General features: G+C 54.2%; 16 protein-coding genes. 4 read left to right on the plus strand and 12 right to left on the minus strand.

Features of this window, described 5'->3' with window-relative positions:
* Positions 1-34: 34 nt before the first annotated feature.
* Entirely contained in the window at positions 35-1,156 is a 1,122-nt protein-coding gene (gene tgt / locus XM38_RS00240) for a tRNA guanosine(34) transglycosylase Tgt (RefSeq protein ID WP_080805690.1), read from the minus strand.
* Positions 1,157-1,388: 232 nt separating this feature from the next.
* On the minus strand, positions 1,389-1,844 hold the full coding sequence (locus tag XM38_RS00245; protein WP_080805692.1) for a hypothetical protein: 456 nt from the start codon (positions 1,842-1,844) through the stop codon (positions 1,389-1,391).
* Between the two features lie 217 nt (positions 1,845-2,061).
* On the opposite strand from XM38_RS00245, the gene cobS reads away from it, so the two are divergent.
* Positions 2,062-2,865, plus strand: coding sequence for an adenosylcobinamide-GDP ribazoletransferase (cobS, locus tag XM38_RS00250; protein WP_080805693.1), 804 nt, complete (start codon positions 2,062-2,064; stop codon positions 2,863-2,865).
* A gap of 31 nt (positions 2,866-2,896) precedes the next feature.
* Here cobS and lptC read toward each other — a convergent pair whose 3' ends face one another.
* From lptC to metG, 3 genes are all read right to left on the minus strand, one after another.
* Positions 2,897-4,054 carry an LPS export ABC transporter periplasmic protein LptC gene (gene lptC / locus XM38_RS00255; protein ID WP_080805695.1) on the minus strand — a complete coding sequence of 386 codons (1,158 nt, stop codon included), beginning with the start codon at positions 4,052-4,054 and terminating at the stop codon, positions 2,897-2,899.
* Positions 4,055-4,118: 64 nt separating this feature from the next.
* Positions 4,119-4,751 (minus strand): LabA-like NYN domain-containing protein, encoded by a 633-nt coding sequence (locus XM38_RS00260; RefSeq protein ID WP_080805697.1) that lies wholly within the window; start codon positions 4,749-4,751, stop codon positions 4,119-4,121.
* 91 nt (positions 4,752-4,842) lie between these two features.
* A complete protein-coding gene (gene metG, locus XM38_RS00265) occupies positions 4,843-6,438 on the minus strand; it encodes a methionine--tRNA ligase (RefSeq protein ID WP_088428773.1) in 1,596 nt (531 codons plus the stop codon).
* 573 nt (positions 6,439-7,011) lie between these two features.
* Between metG and XM38_RS00270 the strand changes: the two genes are divergently transcribed.
* Together XM38_RS00270 and XM38_RS00275 are read left to right on the plus strand one after the other, a co-directional pair.
* The gene (locus XM38_RS00270; protein WP_256995495.1) at positions 7,012-7,788 is read left to right on the plus strand and encodes an LmeA family phospholipid-binding protein; all 777 of its coding nucleotides are present in this window, start codon (positions 7,012-7,014) and stop codon (positions 7,786-7,788) included.
* A gap of 687 nt (positions 7,789-8,475) precedes the next feature.
* Positions 8,476-9,126, plus strand: a complete 651-nt coding sequence (locus XM38_RS00275; protein ID WP_088428775.1) for a MotA/TolQ/ExbB proton channel family protein — start codon at positions 8,476-8,478, stop codon at positions 9,124-9,126.
* A 74-nt stretch (positions 9,127-9,200) separates the two neighbouring features.
* On the opposite strand, the gene XM38_RS00280 is transcribed toward XM38_RS00275, so the two are convergent.
* From XM38_RS00280 to XM38_RS00300, 5 genes are all read right to left on the minus strand, one after another.
* Complete coding sequence (locus tag XM38_RS00280) at positions 9,201-10,589, minus strand: UDP-glucose dehydrogenase family protein (protein ID WP_080805704.1); 1,389 nt, start codon at positions 10,587-10,589, stop codon at positions 9,201-9,203.
* Between the two features lie 119 nt (positions 10,590-10,708).
* The gene (locus XM38_RS00285; protein ID WP_080805772.1) at positions 10,709-11,671 is read right to left on the minus strand and encodes a UDP-glucuronic acid decarboxylase family protein; all 963 of its coding nucleotides are present in this window, start codon (positions 11,669-11,671) and stop codon (positions 10,709-10,711) included.
* Positions 11,672-12,032: 361 nt separating this feature from the next.
* Entirely contained in the window at positions 12,033-12,521 is a 489-nt protein-coding gene (locus tag XM38_RS00290) for a GNAT family N-acetyltransferase (RefSeq protein ID WP_225889126.1), read from the minus strand.
* A gap of 19 nt (positions 12,522-12,540) precedes the next feature.
* Entirely contained in the window at positions 12,541-12,777 is a 237-nt protein-coding gene (locus XM38_RS00295) for a hypothetical protein (RefSeq protein WP_080805775.1), read from the minus strand.
* Positions 12,778-12,827: 50 nt separating this feature from the next.
* Positions 12,828-14,627: a sodium:solute symporter family protein gene (locus XM38_RS00300; RefSeq protein ID WP_088428777.1), complete on the minus strand. Its 1,800-nt coding sequence runs from the start codon at positions 14,625-14,627 to the stop codon at positions 12,828-12,830.
* A 260-nt stretch (positions 14,628-14,887) separates the two neighbouring features.
* Between XM38_RS00300 and XM38_RS00305 the strand changes: the two genes are divergently transcribed.
* The gene (locus XM38_RS00305) at positions 14,888-16,324 is read left to right on the plus strand and encodes a tetratricopeptide repeat protein (protein WP_088428779.1); all 1,437 of its coding nucleotides are present in this window, start codon (positions 14,888-14,890) and stop codon (positions 16,322-16,324) included.
* 416 nt (positions 16,325-16,740) lie between these two features.
* Here XM38_RS00305 and XM38_RS00310 read toward each other — a convergent pair whose 3' ends face one another.
* Positions 16,741-17,823, minus strand: a complete 1,083-nt coding sequence (locus tag XM38_RS00310; RefSeq protein WP_080805708.1) for a DUF4268 domain-containing protein — start codon at positions 17,821-17,823, stop codon at positions 16,741-16,743.
* 69 nt (positions 17,824-17,892) lie between these two features.
* The gene (locus XM38_RS00315; protein ID WP_080805709.1) at positions 17,893-18,855 is read right to left on the minus strand and encodes a protochlorophyllide reductase; all 963 of its coding nucleotides are present in this window, start codon (positions 18,853-18,855) and stop codon (positions 17,893-17,895) included.
* Between the last annotated feature and the right edge of the window lie 244 nt (positions 18,856-19,099).

Consider the following 19,099-nt stretch of genomic DNA (forward strand, 5'->3'; position numbering starts at 1 on the left):
CAACTGGTCGAGTTGCCCCTTGCCTAGTAGGCAGTTACTGGGCTGTTGGCTCTGATCGCAGCCAGGCTGCAAAGTCAGCCACAAAGGTATTGGCGAGAATCGACTCTCGAATTCGCTGGGTAAATCGCACCAGTTCCGTGATGTTGTGGATAGAGAGTAGGGTGAAGGCCAGTAACTCCTGGGCATGGATAAGGTGGCAGAGGTAGGCTCGGCTAAAGTAACGGCAGGTGTAGCAAGGACAGGCATCGTCGAGAGCGGCATGGTCTCGCCGAAAACGGGCGTTCTTTAGGTTCCAGCGTTCACCGGCAACAAGGGCGCTGCCATGGCGGGCTAAGCGGGTGGGAATCACGCAGTCGAATAGGTCAATGCCTGCGGCAATGGCTTGGGCCATTTCTCGATAGGTGCCTACCCCCATTAGGTAACGAGGCTTATCTGCCGGGAGCAGAGGGGTTGTCACCTGTACGATCTTGGCAATAAGGTCAGGGGGCTCCCCCACACTGACACCGCCAATAGCGTATCCAGGTAAATTAAACTCGCTTAGGGCTGCCGCTGCCTGTTGGCGTAAGTCTAGATAGATTCCTCCCTGCACAATGCCAAACAGAGCTTGGTCAGGCCGCTGGTTGGCCTCAACACAGCGCTGCAGCCAGCGATGGGTGCGGTGAGTGGCAGCAGCCGTTACTTCGTAGGCAGACGGATAGGGAAGGCATTCATCGAAGGCCATGATCACATCTGCCCCCAAACGATTCTGAATCTGAATTGAGGTTTCTGGGGTTAATTGAATCATTCGACCATCGCGAGGGGATTGAAAAGTCACTCCCGTTTCTGTAATGGTGCGAATTTGACTGAGGCTGAATACCTGAAAGCCTCCAGAGTCAGTTAGGATTGGCCCATCCCAAGCCATAAACCGATGCAGGCCACCAGCCTCCGCTACGATGTCTTCGCCAGGCTGTAAATGGAGATGGTAGGTGTTGGCCAGCACCATCTCTGCCCCGGTCATTTTCAACTGGGCTGGGGTCACTGTCTTAATGTTGGCCAAAGTACCTACCGGCATGAATCGAGGAGTTTTAACGGGACCGTGAGGAGTCGTGAAGATCCCGGCCCGAGCTCTGGTATGGCTGCACTGAGCCTGACAACAGAAGGAAAAAGGAGATGTCAACGGCTAAACCTGGAAAACTGGCGACAGGCAGCTATATGCAGCCATAGAGACTCTAAGATATCGCATTTACCAGTGTTTTTAGAATCCGGTTCTTTTACAATCTGGCCTCGTTGTCTATTAGGTGTATTGAGAGGGCCAGAGTCCCTGTAGAGATTCTTTTTGTAAGGTTTGGTTATTCTTTTGAAATCTTTTGGTGTGATGTGACGGCGTCTTAGCCGTCTATTTGGCTAGATTAGTCAGGATATTGGCCATCGTCATCAAGGCAAGCATCCCAGCTGGCTGATAGAGCTTCCGTTAGCATTGCTTCTAGGGTAGCGGCGTTGAAGTTTTCTCGAGTTTGGTCTTGAAGTGGGTTAGAGAGCGGAATTAACCGGAGACAGCGGTTGTCCTGTACTAAGTCGAAGTAGGCTCGGGAATCGTTTAAATCCCCCATCTCAAGATAGTCGAAGCTATGGACGTTGAGGTAAAGGGTACGATTAGCCACGAGGGTGGATTGTTGACCATCGGCGAAGACGTCTAACACATAGCCTTCGCCCTCGCGTATGAATTGGCCATCTTGGCTGTAGCGATAATGTACTTGGCCTAAATCTCTAAGTAGCCGCATCATGTCGGCTTTGTTGACGACCACCCCGGTATCTACCAAGCAGGGAGCTGGAAAGCTCAAATTGCCCATGCGCTTTTCATTCATAGCTTTCAAAACTTGGTAACGTCAGGCTGGATGACTCAGCCAAGGGACCGTATTGTCATATTAGACCTATCCCCACAATACTCGATCTCACCAGGATCGATCCGGGAAAGCTTAGGGTTTTGATCTGTGGCCCTTCCCTAGATTGTGGCAGGCTCCGGTGGGGGCTGCACTCGGCTAAAACACGGAAGATGCTGGCTAGTTGTAAGTGATTGCCCTTATGCTTTCACCGCGTTCAGATCATGCCTCCTCCTCAACTCTGAGACGGCTACCGCGATGGCTGGCTAAGGGCATAGCGGCACTGGCTTTTTACACTTGTCTGCCAGTACCCGGGCACTGGAGTTTGGAGTTTACCGGGATTGCGCGTTGGGCTCCTGGAGTTGGCCTTTTCCTGGGGGGATTGGTGAGTCTTATGGAATGGGGCTTGGCTGGTCTGGGGGTGCCGACCCTGACCCGTAGCGGTCTCTTGGTCGCAGCTTGGCTAGGGATAACAGGGGGGCTCCATTTAGATGGTGCCATGGATACGGCTGATGGCTTGGCGGTTCCGGATCCACAGCGACGATTGGCTGTGATGGCTGATAGCCGCACTGGAGCCTTTGGGGTGATGGCGGCGATAATCCTGTTGGGGCTGAAAACGGCTGCCTTGGTGGATCTAACCACGGGACAGTGGCTGGCTGTGATGGCGGCAGCTGGCTGGGGACGCTGGGGCCAGGTGGTGGCCATTGCTCGTTATCCCTATCTCAGGGAGCAAGGTAAGGGAGCCTTGCATAAGGCAGCGATCCGGCCAGCTCAGGATGTATGGCCAGGGTTACTGAGTTTATTGGGCCTGAGTTTGCTGTTTTGGGGCCTTTACCCTCAGCAGTGGTTGCTGGCGGTTGGAATAGCGCTGGGGGGAAATGCGATCGCAATTTTGACTGGGGCCTGGTTTCACCGACAGCTGGGGGGTCACACCGGCGACACCTACGGAGCCGTCGTGGAGTGGACAGAGGCTTTTGTACTTTGTCTAGCGACGATACTGCAGTAATGATCAATGCTAGACACAACTGCTCGCCGGACTAATTGGGGGTGATTTCAGTAACCACCCGCCCCCCATTCACAACAATGGTTTCATTGTCCAGGCGACCGACAGCACGGGGGCCTCGCAGCGTCACAGCGGGATCTCCTTGCTGGTAGAAGACATTACCGGTAGCGACAATAGTCTGGTCAGTACCATCCCAGGTCATGCGATCAGCCTTTAAGCGAGCATCACGGGTTTGGCCAACAGCCTCTACCTGCTGTTGCAGCACAGCGACGGTGCGACGTAAATCCATGACGCCCTGTTGAGCCGTAATTGTGATCTTGTCCTCCGGTTGATAAAGGCGTAGAGGCTGATTAATCCGAATTTCTTCCTCCGATACCAGCCAGGTCATCACATCACTGCGAGCCTGCAACGGAAACTCTAGTAATTGCAGGTTGACATCATCCCGCAAGGTGACGATGCGACGAGCCAGATCCATTTCCCCCTCCTGACCCGTGACAGTGTCCCTGACTTTTTCTTGCTCAAACTGCTCAACCGTCAAAGGTCGATCAGTGCGCAGACGCTCCTCGGCCCACAACCATTCCAGCCACTCCGTCTGTAACTTTACCCAGGGTTGCGTCTGAGGATCCTCGACCACGCTAGTGGCGACCACATTCCCGATCAACTCTATTCGTTGAGCTTGGTTATAGATGCGGGCTTCTTGGGCAGTGGCGTCTACTTGGGGATGATCTCCCGTGATCCCATCCCGTAAAATCATCTCATCTTTGTCAGGATGCCATTCCAATTGTTGCCCCCGCAGCACCATTTTGTTATCGATGCCCCGAGCCACAATATTTTCCTGCAAGAAAATAACTTTGCCGTTCTCGCGAATCTCACCTCGCTCCGCGGTTACCCGATAAACGACACGGCCATCTTGAAACAGTTCTCCGTCCGGATTCGTCACCTGGGCCACTTTTCGATCGGGGCCGTAGTTGACCTCATCTGCCTTCACTCGCCAGAGAATATCGCCATTCTCATCAGATTGCTCCAGGGTGACATCCTGCAGAAAGAGCTCCGAATCAATGGCTTCCGACTCAGTCCCGTTCTGACGCAATTGTCGATCTTGGCGGGTGGTCAAGACCAGCCAAACACTCGCTGTCGCCAAAGCGATACCCAATCCAACTAGCCCAATGGCCAGTCGCCGTCCCTTGCCCATGCGCTCACCCCTCAATAGCCTGCGCCGATTCTAGCGGATTCTGACAACCCCATTGCCAAGAAGATTAATGGCGTTTCTCGGCATCTTCCAGGGAGCTAATACTGGAAAGGGGACGGTAGCTATAGGCATGCTGATGGCTACCATGGCGAGGCAGCTTTCGAATATCATCCTTGATAGTGTCTAGATCGATATAGCGGTCTGATACGTTGATCAAGTTGTCACTGGTCATCGATCGCAGGCTGACGACTTCAATGCGAGCACCTCGATAACTAGCCGCATCAACGGCATAGGCAAGGTCTCCATCTCCACTCACCAGCACAGCCGTATCGTAGAAGCCGACTAAGGCCATCATATCAACGGCAATTTCCACATCCAGGTTGGCCTTTTTCGAACCATCAGGCAATTGAACAAGATCCTTGGCAATGACCCGGTAACCATTGCGTCGCATCCACAATAGGAATCCTTGCTGCTTTTCGTTGGTGCGATCGACACCAGTGTAGAAAAAAGAGCGAAATAGTCGTGATCCAGCTGTTAACTTGCACAGCAGTTTGGTGTAATCAATTTCGATACCCAGTTGAAGCGCAGCGTAAAATAAGTTGGAACCATCAATGAAGATAGCAACTCGGCCTCGATTTTCTAAAACCTGTTCAGGAGTAAAAATAGTATCCTGACTCAACACATGATCGTGATTCAACATGTCTTATAGTATCCCAGCTTTTATCGGTTGATAATCAACGAAAAACCTCCAGAGTTGGTGGGGGTAGACCAAGGCTGGGAGGAATAGTTCTCTATGCATCGGGGAGCTCGATGCGCTGAAAAACTGGCTCCGGAATGCCAAGGGGTTGTCCCATCGGCAGAACTCCCCAGCCAGCATGCTCTTCACAGGGCAATAGCTGGCCAATATCCTGTCGGTTAAAATCACCCAGCAAACCTAGCTGGGCATAAATTTTGCCACTGATCCCCGGGATCACTGGCGACAGTAGATAAGCAGCTAGACGGACAGATTCTAAAACGACATAGAGTACTTGTTCAGTTTCGACTTGTTTACCCTGCTTATATAGAAGCCAGGGGGCTCTGTCATCCAGGTATTTATTGCTCGCCCTTACTAATCCTAAGATAGCCTCACAGGCCTGACTAAAGCTCAAGGCATTGTAGGCCGAGTGCACCGACTCGAATAACTGCTGGCTCTTAGCCCGCAGGGGATCAGCACTGAGGTCAGCACCTGCGATATCAGGTACCCTACCTTCACAGTAGCGTACCGCCATTCTCAAAGTGCGATTGAGCAAGTTGCCCAAATCATTGGCCAGGTCAGCATTGAGGACGCTGATGAAGCGCGGTTCACTGAAATCCCCGTCTTTGCCAAATTCAATTTCTTTTAAGAAGTAGTAGCGGACGGCATCAGCTCCATAGGTACTGACTAAGACAAACGGGTCTAGGGTATTCCCTAAACTCTTGCCCATCTTTTGCCCATCTTTTGTGAGGAAGCCGTGGCCAAATACTCGTCCCGGCATCGGTAGACCTGCTGACATCAGCATGGCTGGCCAGTAAACAGCGTGGAAACGCAGAATATCCTTGCCAATCAGATGAATATCAATGGGCCACCAATGGGCTAAGGCATTTTCGAGCGTAGGGTCAGCCCCGGGCTCAAGCAGAGCCGTAACATAGCCCAGCAGAGCATCAAACCAGACATAAAGGGTGTGCTTGGGATCCGTAGGGACTGGGAATCCCCAGTCTAGATTGAGGCGAGAAATGGAAAAATCTTGTAGCCCTCGTCGGACAAAATTTAGCACTTCATTGCGACGACTCTCGGGCTGGATAAAGTCGGGTTGATTGTCGTAGAGCTCTTCTAGTTTGGCCTGGTAGCGAGATAGCCGGAAAAAGTAGTTTTGCTCATCTCGCCACTCGACTAGCTTATTGGAGTGGACAGGACAATGCTTACCAGGTAGCAGATCTCGCTCTTCTTTGAATTCTTCACAGGACACGCAATACCATCCTTGCTGCTGTCCCAGATAGATATCTCCTTGCTGCCAGACCCGCTCAAAGAAACTCCGCACTATGGTCTCGTGGCGTGGTGCTGTGGTGCGGCTAAAACGGTCATGGTGAATATTGAGTTGCTGCCACAGGGCTTCAAACCCTTTAGCAATTTCATCACAATGTGCTTGAGGCGACAGTCCCCGATCCTGAGCAGTCCGCTCTATCTTTTGGCCATGTTCATCAGTTCCTGTAATCATCAGCACTTCTTTACCCAACAGGCGCTGGAAACGCGCCATCACATCAGCTGCAATGGTGGTATAAGCACTGCCAATATGGGGCAAGTCGTTGACATAGTAAAGCGGGGTTGTAATGGCGAAGGTTTGCTGACGATGACGAATGGTGGAATCCATAGATGACAACTAAAGAAGTACCCCTCTCAAGGCTTTCCCAATCATAGTACCTTAGGAATTTGAACGACTGCGGTAAGCGGCAGCTGAGGTAGAATCTTATCTCCGGCTCATCCCCAGTTTTCTGCAGAGGATTTGGCAATGTTTGCAGTTTCCGTTGGAGATGGCACCTCTGCGGCAAGGGCTTTCAACCTTTGGCGCAAGTGCTAGTGTGACGATTCTCCTTCAGCACAGATGGAGTGCAGGGAGTCATGGGCTCACCCTTCTAGAGCAGTGGTGGCAGGGAGGCGGCAGCAAACTGCTTAGGTCTAGACCAGGCTCAATGGTTGTGCACCTCAATCAAACCGTTGCTTACCCTGTAGGTTAGAAATAAGAGATATCGGGCGTTGACTGGCATTCCTGTCTCAGCGAATGGCTCCATAGAATGCGATCTCTGGGGTCTGCCCAACTGATCACTCGGAATCAGTGGGACTGCCGCTACACGAAGAATCGACTAGCCCCGGTGACCATTTACTTTATATTTTGTTACAAGTAAGAGGAGTACTTTAGCGGTGAGCATCCATGCTGGGCGGTCTAATGGGAACGCAAACGGCTGTGGGAGCTGATTTTGGGGAACGGATGTTGAACTCCGTTGCCAGTCAGTCCATCCGTCACCTGTTCAGTCGCAGTGAGTTGGTCGAGGTGGATATTCGCTGTTCCCCTCCCAGCAAATTGCTACAAGGGGTCGTAGACAGCTTCAAGATGAATGGCCGCGGCTTAGTGATCCGACAGCAGTTTGAAGCCCAGGAAATGATGTTTGAAACCGATGCGGTTTCCATCGATGTGGGAGCCTTGTTCGGGGGTAAGTTGCGTCTGCGGCAACCAACCCAGGCTGTGGCCCAAGTGATCCTGGCCGAGGATGCGATCAATCGGGCCTTTGAGGCTGATCTCGTGAAAGCCCGGCTCCAGCAGGTAGATCATCCGGAACTGACTCAGCTGTCGGGGGGAGAACCGGTGAGTTTCCGCAATGTTAAGGTGCAACTTCATCCTAATCAGCGCATTGCGATCGCAGCCTACACCGATCTGCCCAACATCCAAAATGTCCCCCTTCAGGTGATGACTACCTTAACCTTAGAAAAGCGTCGCCGTATCCGCTTTGCCGATCCCGAGTTTCAACCCGAGGGCATCCCTGAGGATATGCAGGGGGTATCTGAAGTATTGACCGAGGGCCTAGTGAAGGTCCTCGACAACATGGTAGACCTGGACCGCTTCAACCTGGACGGGGTCTTGTTGCGAGTCAATCGTCTGGAGACTAAAGGTAAGCAGTTGGTCTTCAGCGGCTACGCCCAGATTGAGCATTTTCCTCGGATCTGAAGGGATAGTAGACAACTCAAAATTCAGATTTCAAACTTCGTCATCCCGTGGATTTTCCCCTGGCCATGCATGACTCTTCCGGCCTGAGGGCAATGCTTCTCGCTACCACTTGCGACTTGCGGCAAGGTTGTGATGCAGGTCTTTAACCGGCGCAGGCATGTGCTATCTTATTGCCCTGGACCCTGCGGCAGGGCGGGTTGAGCGGGGACGGTGGCGCTCGATAAGACCACGCTTAATCGTGTAGCTCGGGGTGATCACCCGAGGGGATTTCGCTCCCCTCGGACTCCTACGACCAGGGCGAACCGCTTGTGGTGTTCGCAAAGCGGCTCCGCTCGTAGTGAGCGAAGTCGAACTGCAGGAGCAACGCAGTCGAACTACTTGTGATGAGCGTAGTCGAATCACCGCCCTGGACCCCGCGGACGGGATGGTCGGTTGGTCATTCAAGATCGCGTCGCATCGGCACGGTAGCCGGTTTTCTCCATTGGGCGCGGCAACCGCGCCCCTACCCTGTCCCATCCACCCATCCACTCGTCACTCGTCACTCGTCACTCGTCACTCTTTACTCTTTGCTCTTTACTCTCCGCCCTCCGTTCTCCGCACTCCCCATCCCCCGTTTTCCTTTCCCCCATCACCTCGTACCCTTATGCTAGGAGCCCTGCTCCGTCGTTTCTAAGGGGTGCTAAGCCAATGTCCATAGGTGAGTTGATGGCAGCTGGTGGAATCGTCATGTGGCCCCTGCTCGGTTTCTCTCTGGTGACGACGGTACTGATTTTAGAGCGTGGTTGGTTTTGGCTGCGCCTGCGGCGGCAGCAGCGTCAACTGGTGCAGCAGGCTCTGGCTGCCTATCAACAGAATCCCGCCGTAGCCTTGGCTCAGCTGCAGCAACGGGCTGACCTGCCAGTGGCCCGCATTTTTATGGCTGCTCTGGCATTACCGGAAGCCACCCCCGATGAGTTTCGGTTGGCCTTAGAAAGTGCAGCCCAAGCGGAACTGCCGTTACTGAAACGCTTTCATACAGTGTTTGAGACGGTGATTGGTATTTCACCGCTACTGGGCCTACTCGGCACCATTCTGGGCTTGATTCGGGCCTTGTCGTCATTGCGATTGGGGGAGGCAGCTGGTGAGCGCACCTTAGGAGTAACAGCTGGCATTGGTGAAGCCTTGGTATCCACGGCAACAGGCTTAGTGATCGCCATCATTACCTTGTTTTTTGCCAATCTGTTTCAAGGACTCTATCGCCGACAACGGGCCTTTATTCAAGAGGTGGGGGGGCACTTAGAAATCCTACAACGGCGCCATTATCGGCAGCTCATGCAGCCTCCCATTGAGCGCAGATAATAAGCTAATGCCGCAGCCTTGGGTAGGCTACGGCACGGATTACCAGGACAGCTGGATGGGGGAGATGCAGTAACTTAGCGACCAATGCCCATGTAACGGAAGCCGGCGGTTGCCAAGACCTCCTGATCGAGGAAATTACGACCGTCGATTAGAATCGGCGTATTCATCAACTCTGCCATCTTGCCGTAATCAAGGGACTTGAACTTCTTCCAGTCGGTGACCAGAACTAGGGCATCGCAGCCATCGGCTAGGCGCTCTGGGTCGGTCTCGACAATCACCCCTGACAGGCCATGGCGCATGCCACTCTGGGAAACGATGGGATCGTAGGCTTTAACCTTGGCGCCCAGACGGTTGAGTTGCTCAATCAGGACCAGGGAAGGCGCATCGCGCATGTCATCGGTGTCAGGCTTAAAGGTAAGGCCCAGCAAGCCGACGGTCTTGCCCTTGAGGATCTTCAAGACCTGTTGCAGTTTTTCTAGGGCAATTAGCCGCTGGCGCTCGTTGACGTTGACGGTTGATTTCAGCAGTTGCGCCTCGTAGCCGTAGTCATCGGCGGTATGGATCAGGGCTGAGACATCTTTGGGGAAACAGGAGCCGCCCCAGCCAATGCCCGCTTGCAGGAATTTGTTGCCGATGCGGGAGTCGAGGCCAATGCCCTGAGCCACCTGGGTGACATCGGCGCCAACGCGATCGCAAATATTGGCGACCTCGTTGATAAAGCTAATCTTAGTGGCCAAAAAGGCATTGGAGGCATACTTGACCATCTCAGCCGAACTCAAATCGGTTACCAGCACAGGCACCGGGGGCAAATTGGCCTCGTCAGATAGTTGGCGCTCGACGATGGGCGCATAGAGCTCCTTCATCATCTCGATGGCGCGGCGATTGTTGCTGCCCAAGACAATGCGGTCGGGGTTAAAGGTATCATAGACAGCTGACCCTTCCCGTAGAAACTCCGGGTTACTGACTACATCGAAGTCAGCCGTCACCTCAGGATGGGTAGCCACTGGAGCCCCACCAGCTCCCACCAGTTCCTTCTGACGCTCAGATACCCCATCTAGCACGATCATCCGCACCCAATCACCGGAACCAATGGGCACCGTCGACTTATTGACGATGACCTTATAGCCCCCATTGAGGTGAGTGCCAATGCCTCGGGCAACCGCCTCGACATAGCGAGTATCACTTTCTCCATTGGGCAGAGCCGGCGTCCCCACGGCAATGAATAAGATGTCACCGTGGTTAACTCCCTGGCCCAAGTCGGTGGTAAAGGAAAGCCGTTGGGCCTGCATTGAGGACTGCATCAACTCCGATAGGGAAGGCTCGTAAATGGGGGATTGCCCAGACTGCATCAACTTAACTTTTTCTTCATTATTGTCGACACAGATGACGTCGTGGCCAGCGTGGGCCAGACAGACGCCAGTCACCAGGCCGACATAACCAGTTCCAATAACACAAACACGCATAGTAATAATCCTCGCTGAGATAACTTAGGGATAAAGCAAACAATGCGATCGCAGCTGCGATTTAGCCACACTAAGGTCAACCGGCCGCATCACAGACGTCCAGGCAGTAGCAGCCTGGACTATCCAGACACCCGGGCCGATGCCGGCGTAGGGAGGTGTTCTAACCGCTGCCGGAAATCTTGAATGGTTTTCTCCAAGCCGGGCTTCAGAGACACCGTAGGCTGCCATCCCAGCCAGTGTTTGGCGCGAGTAATATCGGGCCGTCGCCGCCTCGGATCATCCTGGGGCAGGGGTTCAAATTTCACCGCTGCATCGGGATTGACCATGGTTTGAATGGTCTTGGCCAGCTCCAAAATGGTGTACTCATCTGGATTGCCTAGATTGACGGGGCCAACGTGATCGCCAGCCATCAGCCGTATCAGCCCCTCGACTAAATCAGCCACGTAGCAAAAACTGCGAGTCTGGGAACCATCGCCATAGATTGTCAAGGGGTTACCCTGCAGTGCTTGCACCACAAAGTTACTCACCACCCGACCGTCATTCTCCAACATGCGAGGGCCATAGGTATTGAAAATACGGGCTACCCGAATATCCACATCATTTTGCCGGTGATAGTCAAAAGCCAGGGTTTCAGCCACCCGCTTGCCTTCGTCATAGCAACTACGGATACCAATGGTATTGACATTGCCCCGATACTCCTCAGCCTGGGGATGGACTTCAGGATCTCCGTAGATCTCAGAGGTCGAGGCCAACAAGAATCGAGCCCTGACTCGCTTAGCCAAGCCCAGCATATTCAGGGTGCCAATGACATTGGTCTTAATGGTTTTTACCGGATTGTACTGATAGTGGACCGGTGAGGCCGGACAAGCCAAATGGTAAATCTGATCGACCTCTAAGCGGATCGGTTCAGTGATGTCGTGGCGAATCAGCTCGAAGTAAGGGTGATCTAGCCAGCGCAGAATATTACGCTTATGGCCTGTATAGAAATTGTCGAGGCAAAGGACCTCGTGGCCAGCCTCCATCAAACGGTCTATTAAATGGGACCCGATGAAACCAGCACCACCAGTAACCAGAATTCTCATAGGAATGTCATAGATCAAAAGAACATCTAGAGACTATCGCCAGGCCATCAGCCGATGGTGATATGCAGGACTGGCCTGGGCCGAATGCCTCACCCCCCTGACTCACCAATGCTCCAGCAAGCATATCCCTACCTTAGCCCCCGGCATATCCCCTAGCTTTGGAGGCATGAGGACAGCTCCGGGTAGAGTATCTATTAGGGTGGCGGACATGCCCCAACTTGGATTGACCATAACAGAGAAGCAAGAGTATCTCCGATGGCCATTCAGGGAGTTCACCGAAAATTCAACCCTATCTTAAGGAATCCCGAAACCTAGGCTGACGTATCACCTAAGTTGACGTATCGGCCCCGGCCAAGGTTCTTCAAGGCAAGGGTTTTGTCATCATGATGGCGTGGGAGACGTATCCCAGCCGGCGATAAAGGGTGAGGGCGGTAACATTATTGCTCAATACTTGCAGCCCGATCTGGTGATCTCCTCGTTGGGTCGCCCAAGTCTGAGCTTGGTGCATCAAGGCCGTAGCAATGCCTTGGCGACGATGGGCAGGGTCTACATATAACACCAGGAGATAGGCGTGGCGTTGGCCACTGAGTTGATCGACAGCATTGCCTAACCACAGGCAAGCCACTGGGTCCCCTACGTCAGGCGACGCCTGCCAAACCCACCACAGGGGAGTAGCCGGAGAGAGATGATTCTCGACCGTGGCAGCAATATGGCTCTGAGATACCTGGGGACTGATCTCGGCGTAGGTGCGAGCCATATATTTGACTAATTGGGCTCGATCGAGGCAGGAACCTTGCCCCAAGACATAGCCTGGGATTAAGGGGCGTCGAGGGAGGCAGGGATGAGGCACAGTAGTTTTCCTAGGTAGGCTAGGCGGCGTCCTCTGCCGGACCATGGAGCAATATGGATACCGCGGCAGGGAGTGTCGGGCCTGCTACGGACGTGTTGGAAGGGGCTACCGAGGTCTCTGGGGAGGGTGTCTCTGTGACCGGAGCCGGTGCCATCATGTCCCCCGGCAGGAAGATGCGAGCACTGACTGCGACCATGGCCACTAAAAAGGTCAGCACAATTAGCAGAGGGGCAATGTAGGCGCGAAAGATAGCCATGGCTGAGTCCGTCATTATCACACTGTCTATTGTTATCCTACACCGCTGCTTTATTCGGCATCATCCAAGCCTGGACGGGGCATAGGGGCAATGCGTTGTTTGCCCAGGTGTCGCAGCCCCATCCAACCCAGCACGGCGATAATCAACCAGATCCAACCGGCCAGGGGTTGGTAGAGCAAGAAGCCGCCCACCGTGAGCATGGCTCCGAAGAGCAACAGAATGGCGGCCAATACCCGCTGCAGATCTAGGCTCAGGGATTGGGCAGGTCTGACTCCGGTGCGGATCTGTTGGCGGCGCCAGCCAAGACCACCGGGGCGCACCTTGCGGTAGAAACGATCGAGGGTGGCGTCGGACTCAGGGGGCGTTAAGACCATGACCCCAATCCAGATCACAGTGGTGAGCCCAGAGGTCACCAGGAGCCGCAGCCCAAAGTTATCGATGGTGAGCAATGGCACCACGCTAGTGATGAGACCGATGACAAAGCCAGCCACCATGGAGGAGAGTTCTGCGGCGGCATTGATGCGCCACCAGAACCACCGCAGGATCAGCACCAATCCTGGTCCGGTGCCAATGGCAATGACTAGCCGAAATACGGTGGTGATGTCTTCGGCAAAGAAGGCTGCGATCGCACCTAAGCCAGTCACGATGACGGACGCTAGCCGTCCAGCTAACACCAGTTCGGCCTGCTCTGCTTGAGGCCGCAGGAAGCGGCCGTAGAGATCATTGGTGAGATAAGAGGCGCCCCAGTTAATCAAGGTAGACACCGTGCTCATGAATGCCGCCACCAGAGACGCCACCACCAGCCCCAGTAGCGCCGGGGGTAGAAATTCCAGCATCAGCTTGGGATAGCCCAGTTCTCGATCTTCTAGGTTGGGATAGACCACAATCGCCACTAGGGCCACGACCACCCAGGGCCAGGTGCGAATGACATAGTGCAGGATGTTGAAAAACCAGGCGGCCTTCTCGGCCTCGGCCTCATCCTTGGAGGCCACCAGTCGCTGTATAAATTCACCGCCGCCATCGCTACGGCGAAAGGCCCACCATTGCAAGAACACATAGGCGAAAAAGGTGCTTAGGGTGATGCCCGCTGTCTCGCTCCAGCTCACCCAGGTTCCCTGCCCCACCGTAATCGGGACCACAGACAGCACATCTTGATCGGTTAGGGTCTGTACTTGCGCCACCAGCTCCCCCATGCCACCTACGTGGTTAACAGCGGCAATGGCGACGACAATGGCCCCTAGCAGAGCTAGAAAGAACTGAAAGAAGTCTGTGGCCACCACCCCCCAGAGACCAGAGAGTCCTGCATAGAGCAATACCAACAGGCTCACCCCAATCACACTCCAGAGTTTCACCGTCGCGGCTGGCTCTCCGGCAAATCCCAAGCTGGACCAGATGCCGAGGGCGTCAACCACTTTGACCATGGCCAGCATGGCGTAGCCAATGCCAATGCAGTTGATCGGCACGGCAAATAGAAATGCTTTCACTCCCCGCAATACGGCAGCCATAGAGCCGCCATAGCGCAGTTCTGTCAGTTCGGCATCGGTGACCACTTCTGATCGGCGCCAGAGTCGAGCAAACACGTAGATCATCACCACATGGGCGATGCCAAAACTCCACCACTCCCAGTTGCCGGCCACGCCACGACTGCCTACGACCCCGGCAATGTACAGGGGAGTATCGATGGAAAAGGTAGTGGCAGCCATGCTGGTCCCAGCTAACCACCAAGGGAGAGAACGCCCTGATACGAAGAAATCGACCAGGCTGCCTGCTGCCCGTCGCGATAGATAGAGCCCCACCCCCAAGGAGCAGAGGAGATAGGCCAAGACAATGAGCCAATCAATCAGGTGCATGAATGAGGGAATGCTGACGGTTCGCCGTCATCATCCCACGATGGCAGCAGCATCTCACTAAATTTCTAAATTTTCCGTGCAAATGGCCTTGGCTGGCCTATCATAAGCGCCATAGCGGAGTCTGGCTAAGGTGGCGGGCTACAGGAGATGATCTGTTGATTTAGGACTGGGGATGGGCATCCTCCCTGGTGGAGTCCAGTCTCAGATTAATAGTTTAGGCATGACTCCGACTAGTCGACGAATTGTCATTAGGATCAGCGATGATGGACAGGTTGCAGAAAATCCTCACGACCCTTACATTCCTTACCCTGCTGGCCCCCTGGCCCCTGGTGGCTGTAGCCCAGTCAGACCCGACTCCTGACGCCCCTGTGGAGGCTAGTGAAGAGGAGGCACCGTCAACTGAGCCGCAACCCCGCCCTGCGGAGGCCTACAACCAGGGGGTTGACCATTTTGAAGCTGGAGATTATTCAGCGGCTCTGGCAGCGTTCAATCAAGCCATTGCCCTAGATCCTAACTTTGCCCGGGCCTATCTATATCGGGGCCTAGTCTACAGCGAGCAAGAGGCTTGGGCTGAGGCCCTGCCCAACCTAACCCGGGCCATTGAGTTGGCTCCGACTGATGCGGTGGCCTATTTCAGCCGCGGGGTGGTGCATTACCGGCGGGGGGATTTGGCCCAGGCTGAACAGGACTTCAGCGAGGCCCTGTTGCATGACCCTAATTACGCCAAAGCCTATGTATTTAGGGGATTGGTGGCCCGAGAGCAGGACCAGTACGCCTTGGCCATTGAGGATTTTACGGCGGGCATTAATCAGGCTCCTGAGCTAAGTGATGCCTATGTCCATCGGGGATCGACCTATGCCCTGATGGAAGAGTACCAGGCGGCAGTGAGTGATTTTGACCAGGCTATTGAGCTGGATGGCCAGCGGGCGGATGCCTATCAAGGGCGCGGGGTGGCTCGTTATCACCTGGGTCTCCTGGAGGGGGCTCTGGAGGATTTAAATCGAGCCATTCGCTTAAAGGATGATATGCCGTCGGCTTATCTGAACCGCAGTTATATCTATAGCGCCCAGGGGCGACCTATGCGTGCCTTGTCTGATCTAGATCAGGCCATAGAACTCCGGCCTGATTATGTGGAGGCCTACCTCAACCGTGGTCTACTAAGGGCCCGACAGGGAAATCTACAGGGAGCAATGGATGACTTTGATACGGTATTGCAACTCGATCCAGAGGCGGCGGTGGCCTATCGTTATCGCGGTAATGCACGCATGGAGGCAGGGGATGCCCTGGGGGCCGTTGCTGACTATAGTGACGCCTTGTTTATTGATGTCAACGATGCGGTGACCTACAAGTTGAGGGGAGATGCCAGATGGGCTATCGGAGATCGGCCTGGGGCTATCGCTGACTATAGTCAGGCGATTGACATCCGCCCTGGTTATCTGGAGGCTTACGAGGCCCGTGGGCAGGCGTTTGCGGCTTTGGAGGAATTCCAGCGAGCCCATGATGATCTGACGCGAGTGATTCGTGGCGATACTCAACGGATGGATCCAGATGTCTATTTCGGGCGGGGCTGGGTGCGATCGCAACTGGGAGACATCACCGGAGCCCGCGCTGATTTAGAACGGGCAGCTGCCCTATATCTGGAAACCGGGCAAGCAGAAGGCTATCGCAAGACCTTAGACTTAATGCGTCAGATCTAAGGAATTCTAGATGCAACCATTAGGGCCAGGGGAGTCTTGGCAGTGGCTTTGGCAGCGGTTACTGTCGGGGGTGTTAGTGCTTCTCGTAGCTAGTAGCAGCCCATTCCTCTGGAGCTAGCCCTGGACCTGCAGGAGGATGACCAGACTCAATTCGTCGTCGCTCCGTTCGTGGTGCAAGAATGGCTGGATCTACTGCAGCGATCGCCTGAGTAATGCCTTCTATCTGTAAGCAATAAAAAAGCTGGGTTGAGGTGATTCTGGAAACCCAGAGTCCTCAATCCAGCTTTGACCAGTGCTAGGAGCACACGCGAGCCTACAGGATGACTCTATAATCCGCCAGCAACTAGAAACTGCCAATCCTGAAAAGTTCAGGAAAGTTCAGGTGTCTGTTCAGGGAATAGTCACCTATTCAGGATCTAATTCGGCAGAATCAACGAATTGGGCAGGGGATTAAAGCCATACTCCGGCAGGGGCTGATAGTCAGTGGCGTTGAGGTGTTTAATCCGCTCGGCAAAGACCTCATGTAATCCCTCTAGGCAGTCACACAGCCAGTGGTAATAGTCTGGCCACTGGTCCCGGTTATCGAGGTCGACCTCGGTGAGGGTGCAATAGATGGCACAGGCCTTGTGATCGGCTTGGTCGTCCCAGACTAGGGGATAGCCCATTTCAGCTGCGATCGCATCTTGCTCAGTTGCCAGCAGATAGAAATGGGGCTGGGCATCCTCACCAGACAGCAACAGTTCAGCATGTAACGTCTGATGCTCCCGATCGACACTGGCGTATAAGCGGAATCCGGCCCGACCGATGGCAAAGCCCATGGCACTGTGATGGGGAGGAGCCCCAGGCTTAACGATGCTGCCACGGCGATCGAGGTGCTGGCAGAGGCCTGTCCAAAACTCCAGATTTTGTAGCTGACCTTCTGTTAGGGGCTCTGGCTCCTTCTCCAGTTTCTCTGCAGCAACTGGCTCGCCCCCCTCTGGCCCCTCCAGAAAGGCAGCAGAGGCTTCGGTAGGTTGAATAACGGGATTGCACTTCGCGGCCATGGCGGTCTTGCCGATGCGCCATAGCTCCAGCTCAACCCCGCAAAACCATTGCCTAGCCGTGGTTACCTGGTTCAGCCAGGCCAAAGTCTGTTGGTGGGCAGCAGTCAGGCTAGCCACTACCCAAATCACCCCATCCACCTGCCATTGGGCCGCTCGGGTTAGAAGTTGTCCCAGATGGAGATCATCGGCTGTCCCGAGCTGGGGCTCGATCACCACCCGGGCCCCAGTCACCCTCTCCTGGCAGAGCAAGGCCCGAGGATGGGCTGCATCCTCATCACCGTTGGGATCAGCATCTGGCATTGGCGCCAATTGCAGCCCCAATGCCTCCCCTAAAAGCCTGAGATTCTCTGGCTCCGATAGCCAGGGAACGATTTCAGCATCTTCGTGCCAATAGACGGTGGGATCTAGCTTTTCCAGGCGACCCAGAGTCGGCTTCGAAGATTTTTTAGGGGGCATTGGCTAACACAAAAGCAATCTTCTACCGATCCTACTAGCGGTGAGGTCGTCCGTGGTACTGGCCTGCGCCTAAGTCAACCCGACCAGTTGGGTACTCAATTCCCACATATGTTCCCCCCGTTGATCATCGCGGGCCTGGGGCGATACTTGCTGCACGAAGGACTTACGGTTCTTCTTCTGGCGATTGCCCCAACTCCAATACGCCCCGGACTGGCGATATTCTGGCGCTGCCACCACATCGGCCACTCGCTCACCAGCTAGTTCTTGGGAGACATAGCCGCCGGTGATGTATTTCTGGAACAGGGGAAAGAGTCTCTGAAACAGCCGATAGTGATTGCGGAAGAGGGGCGTATCGGCGACACAGCCGGGATAGAGAGAGCTGAAGGTAATGCCAGTGGAGTCGTGATAGCGGCGATGGAGTTCTCGCATAGTCAGAACATTGCATACCTTACTGTCTTTATAGGCTTTCACTGGCTCAAAGGATTTGCCATCAATCATCGTGACTGGCTCTTTGAAGCCTGCCGCGAATCCCTCCAGATTTCCCAGGTTGGGGCGAGGGGGAATCTTACCACCCAGTTCATCTGGATTATGGGTAACAGTGCCTAAAATCACCATGCGCTTATCTGAATAGGGGGATCGCTTCATATCCTCTAGCATCAGATTGCAGAGGAGAAAATGGCCCAGATGATTCGTGGTCATGGTGAGCTCATAGCCCTCAGGACTGCGCAGAGGCTGCTTCAGTAATGGCATGTAGATGGCAGCATTACATACCAGGGCATCTAGGGACCGGCCCAAGGACCTAAAGCTGCTGACAAAATTACGCACACTCTGTAAATTTCCCAAGTCAATGGGCATCAGGGTGTGATTGTCTGGAGGAATCTCCAGGTCTTGGGCAGCGGCTTTTGCCTTCTCTAGATTGCGGCAGGCCATAATGACGTGCCAGTCACGGCTGGCCAGGGCCTTGGCAGCGTACAGACCCACCCCTGACGAGGCTCCGGTAATCACAACCGTTGGTTTCTGATTGTTTCCCATCGTTTAGACTTCGCTGATTGCTACGGACTGTTTACAGGGATACACCATAGCGCCCCCTGCCTATGGGGCCTAGGGCGCTCTATAAGTGCTTTAGTTCAAATGTTAAGCAAGTATGAGGATCACCTTGCGATATTTTGAGAAAAGTTTTCAAACGTAGGGCAAGCCTCATTAGTTCTCTAGGCCAGACCGATTGGGGGGATGCGGATCGCGATAAGATAGGGGGTCTGTGTGTCGCCGAGTGTTT

This window comes from Halomicronema hongdechloris C2206 (genome assembly GCF_002075285.3).
In the GTDB taxonomy this organism is placed as follows: Bacteria; Cyanobacteriota; Cyanobacteriia; order Phormidesmidales; family Phormidesmidaceae; genus Halomicronema_B; species Halomicronema_B hongdechloris.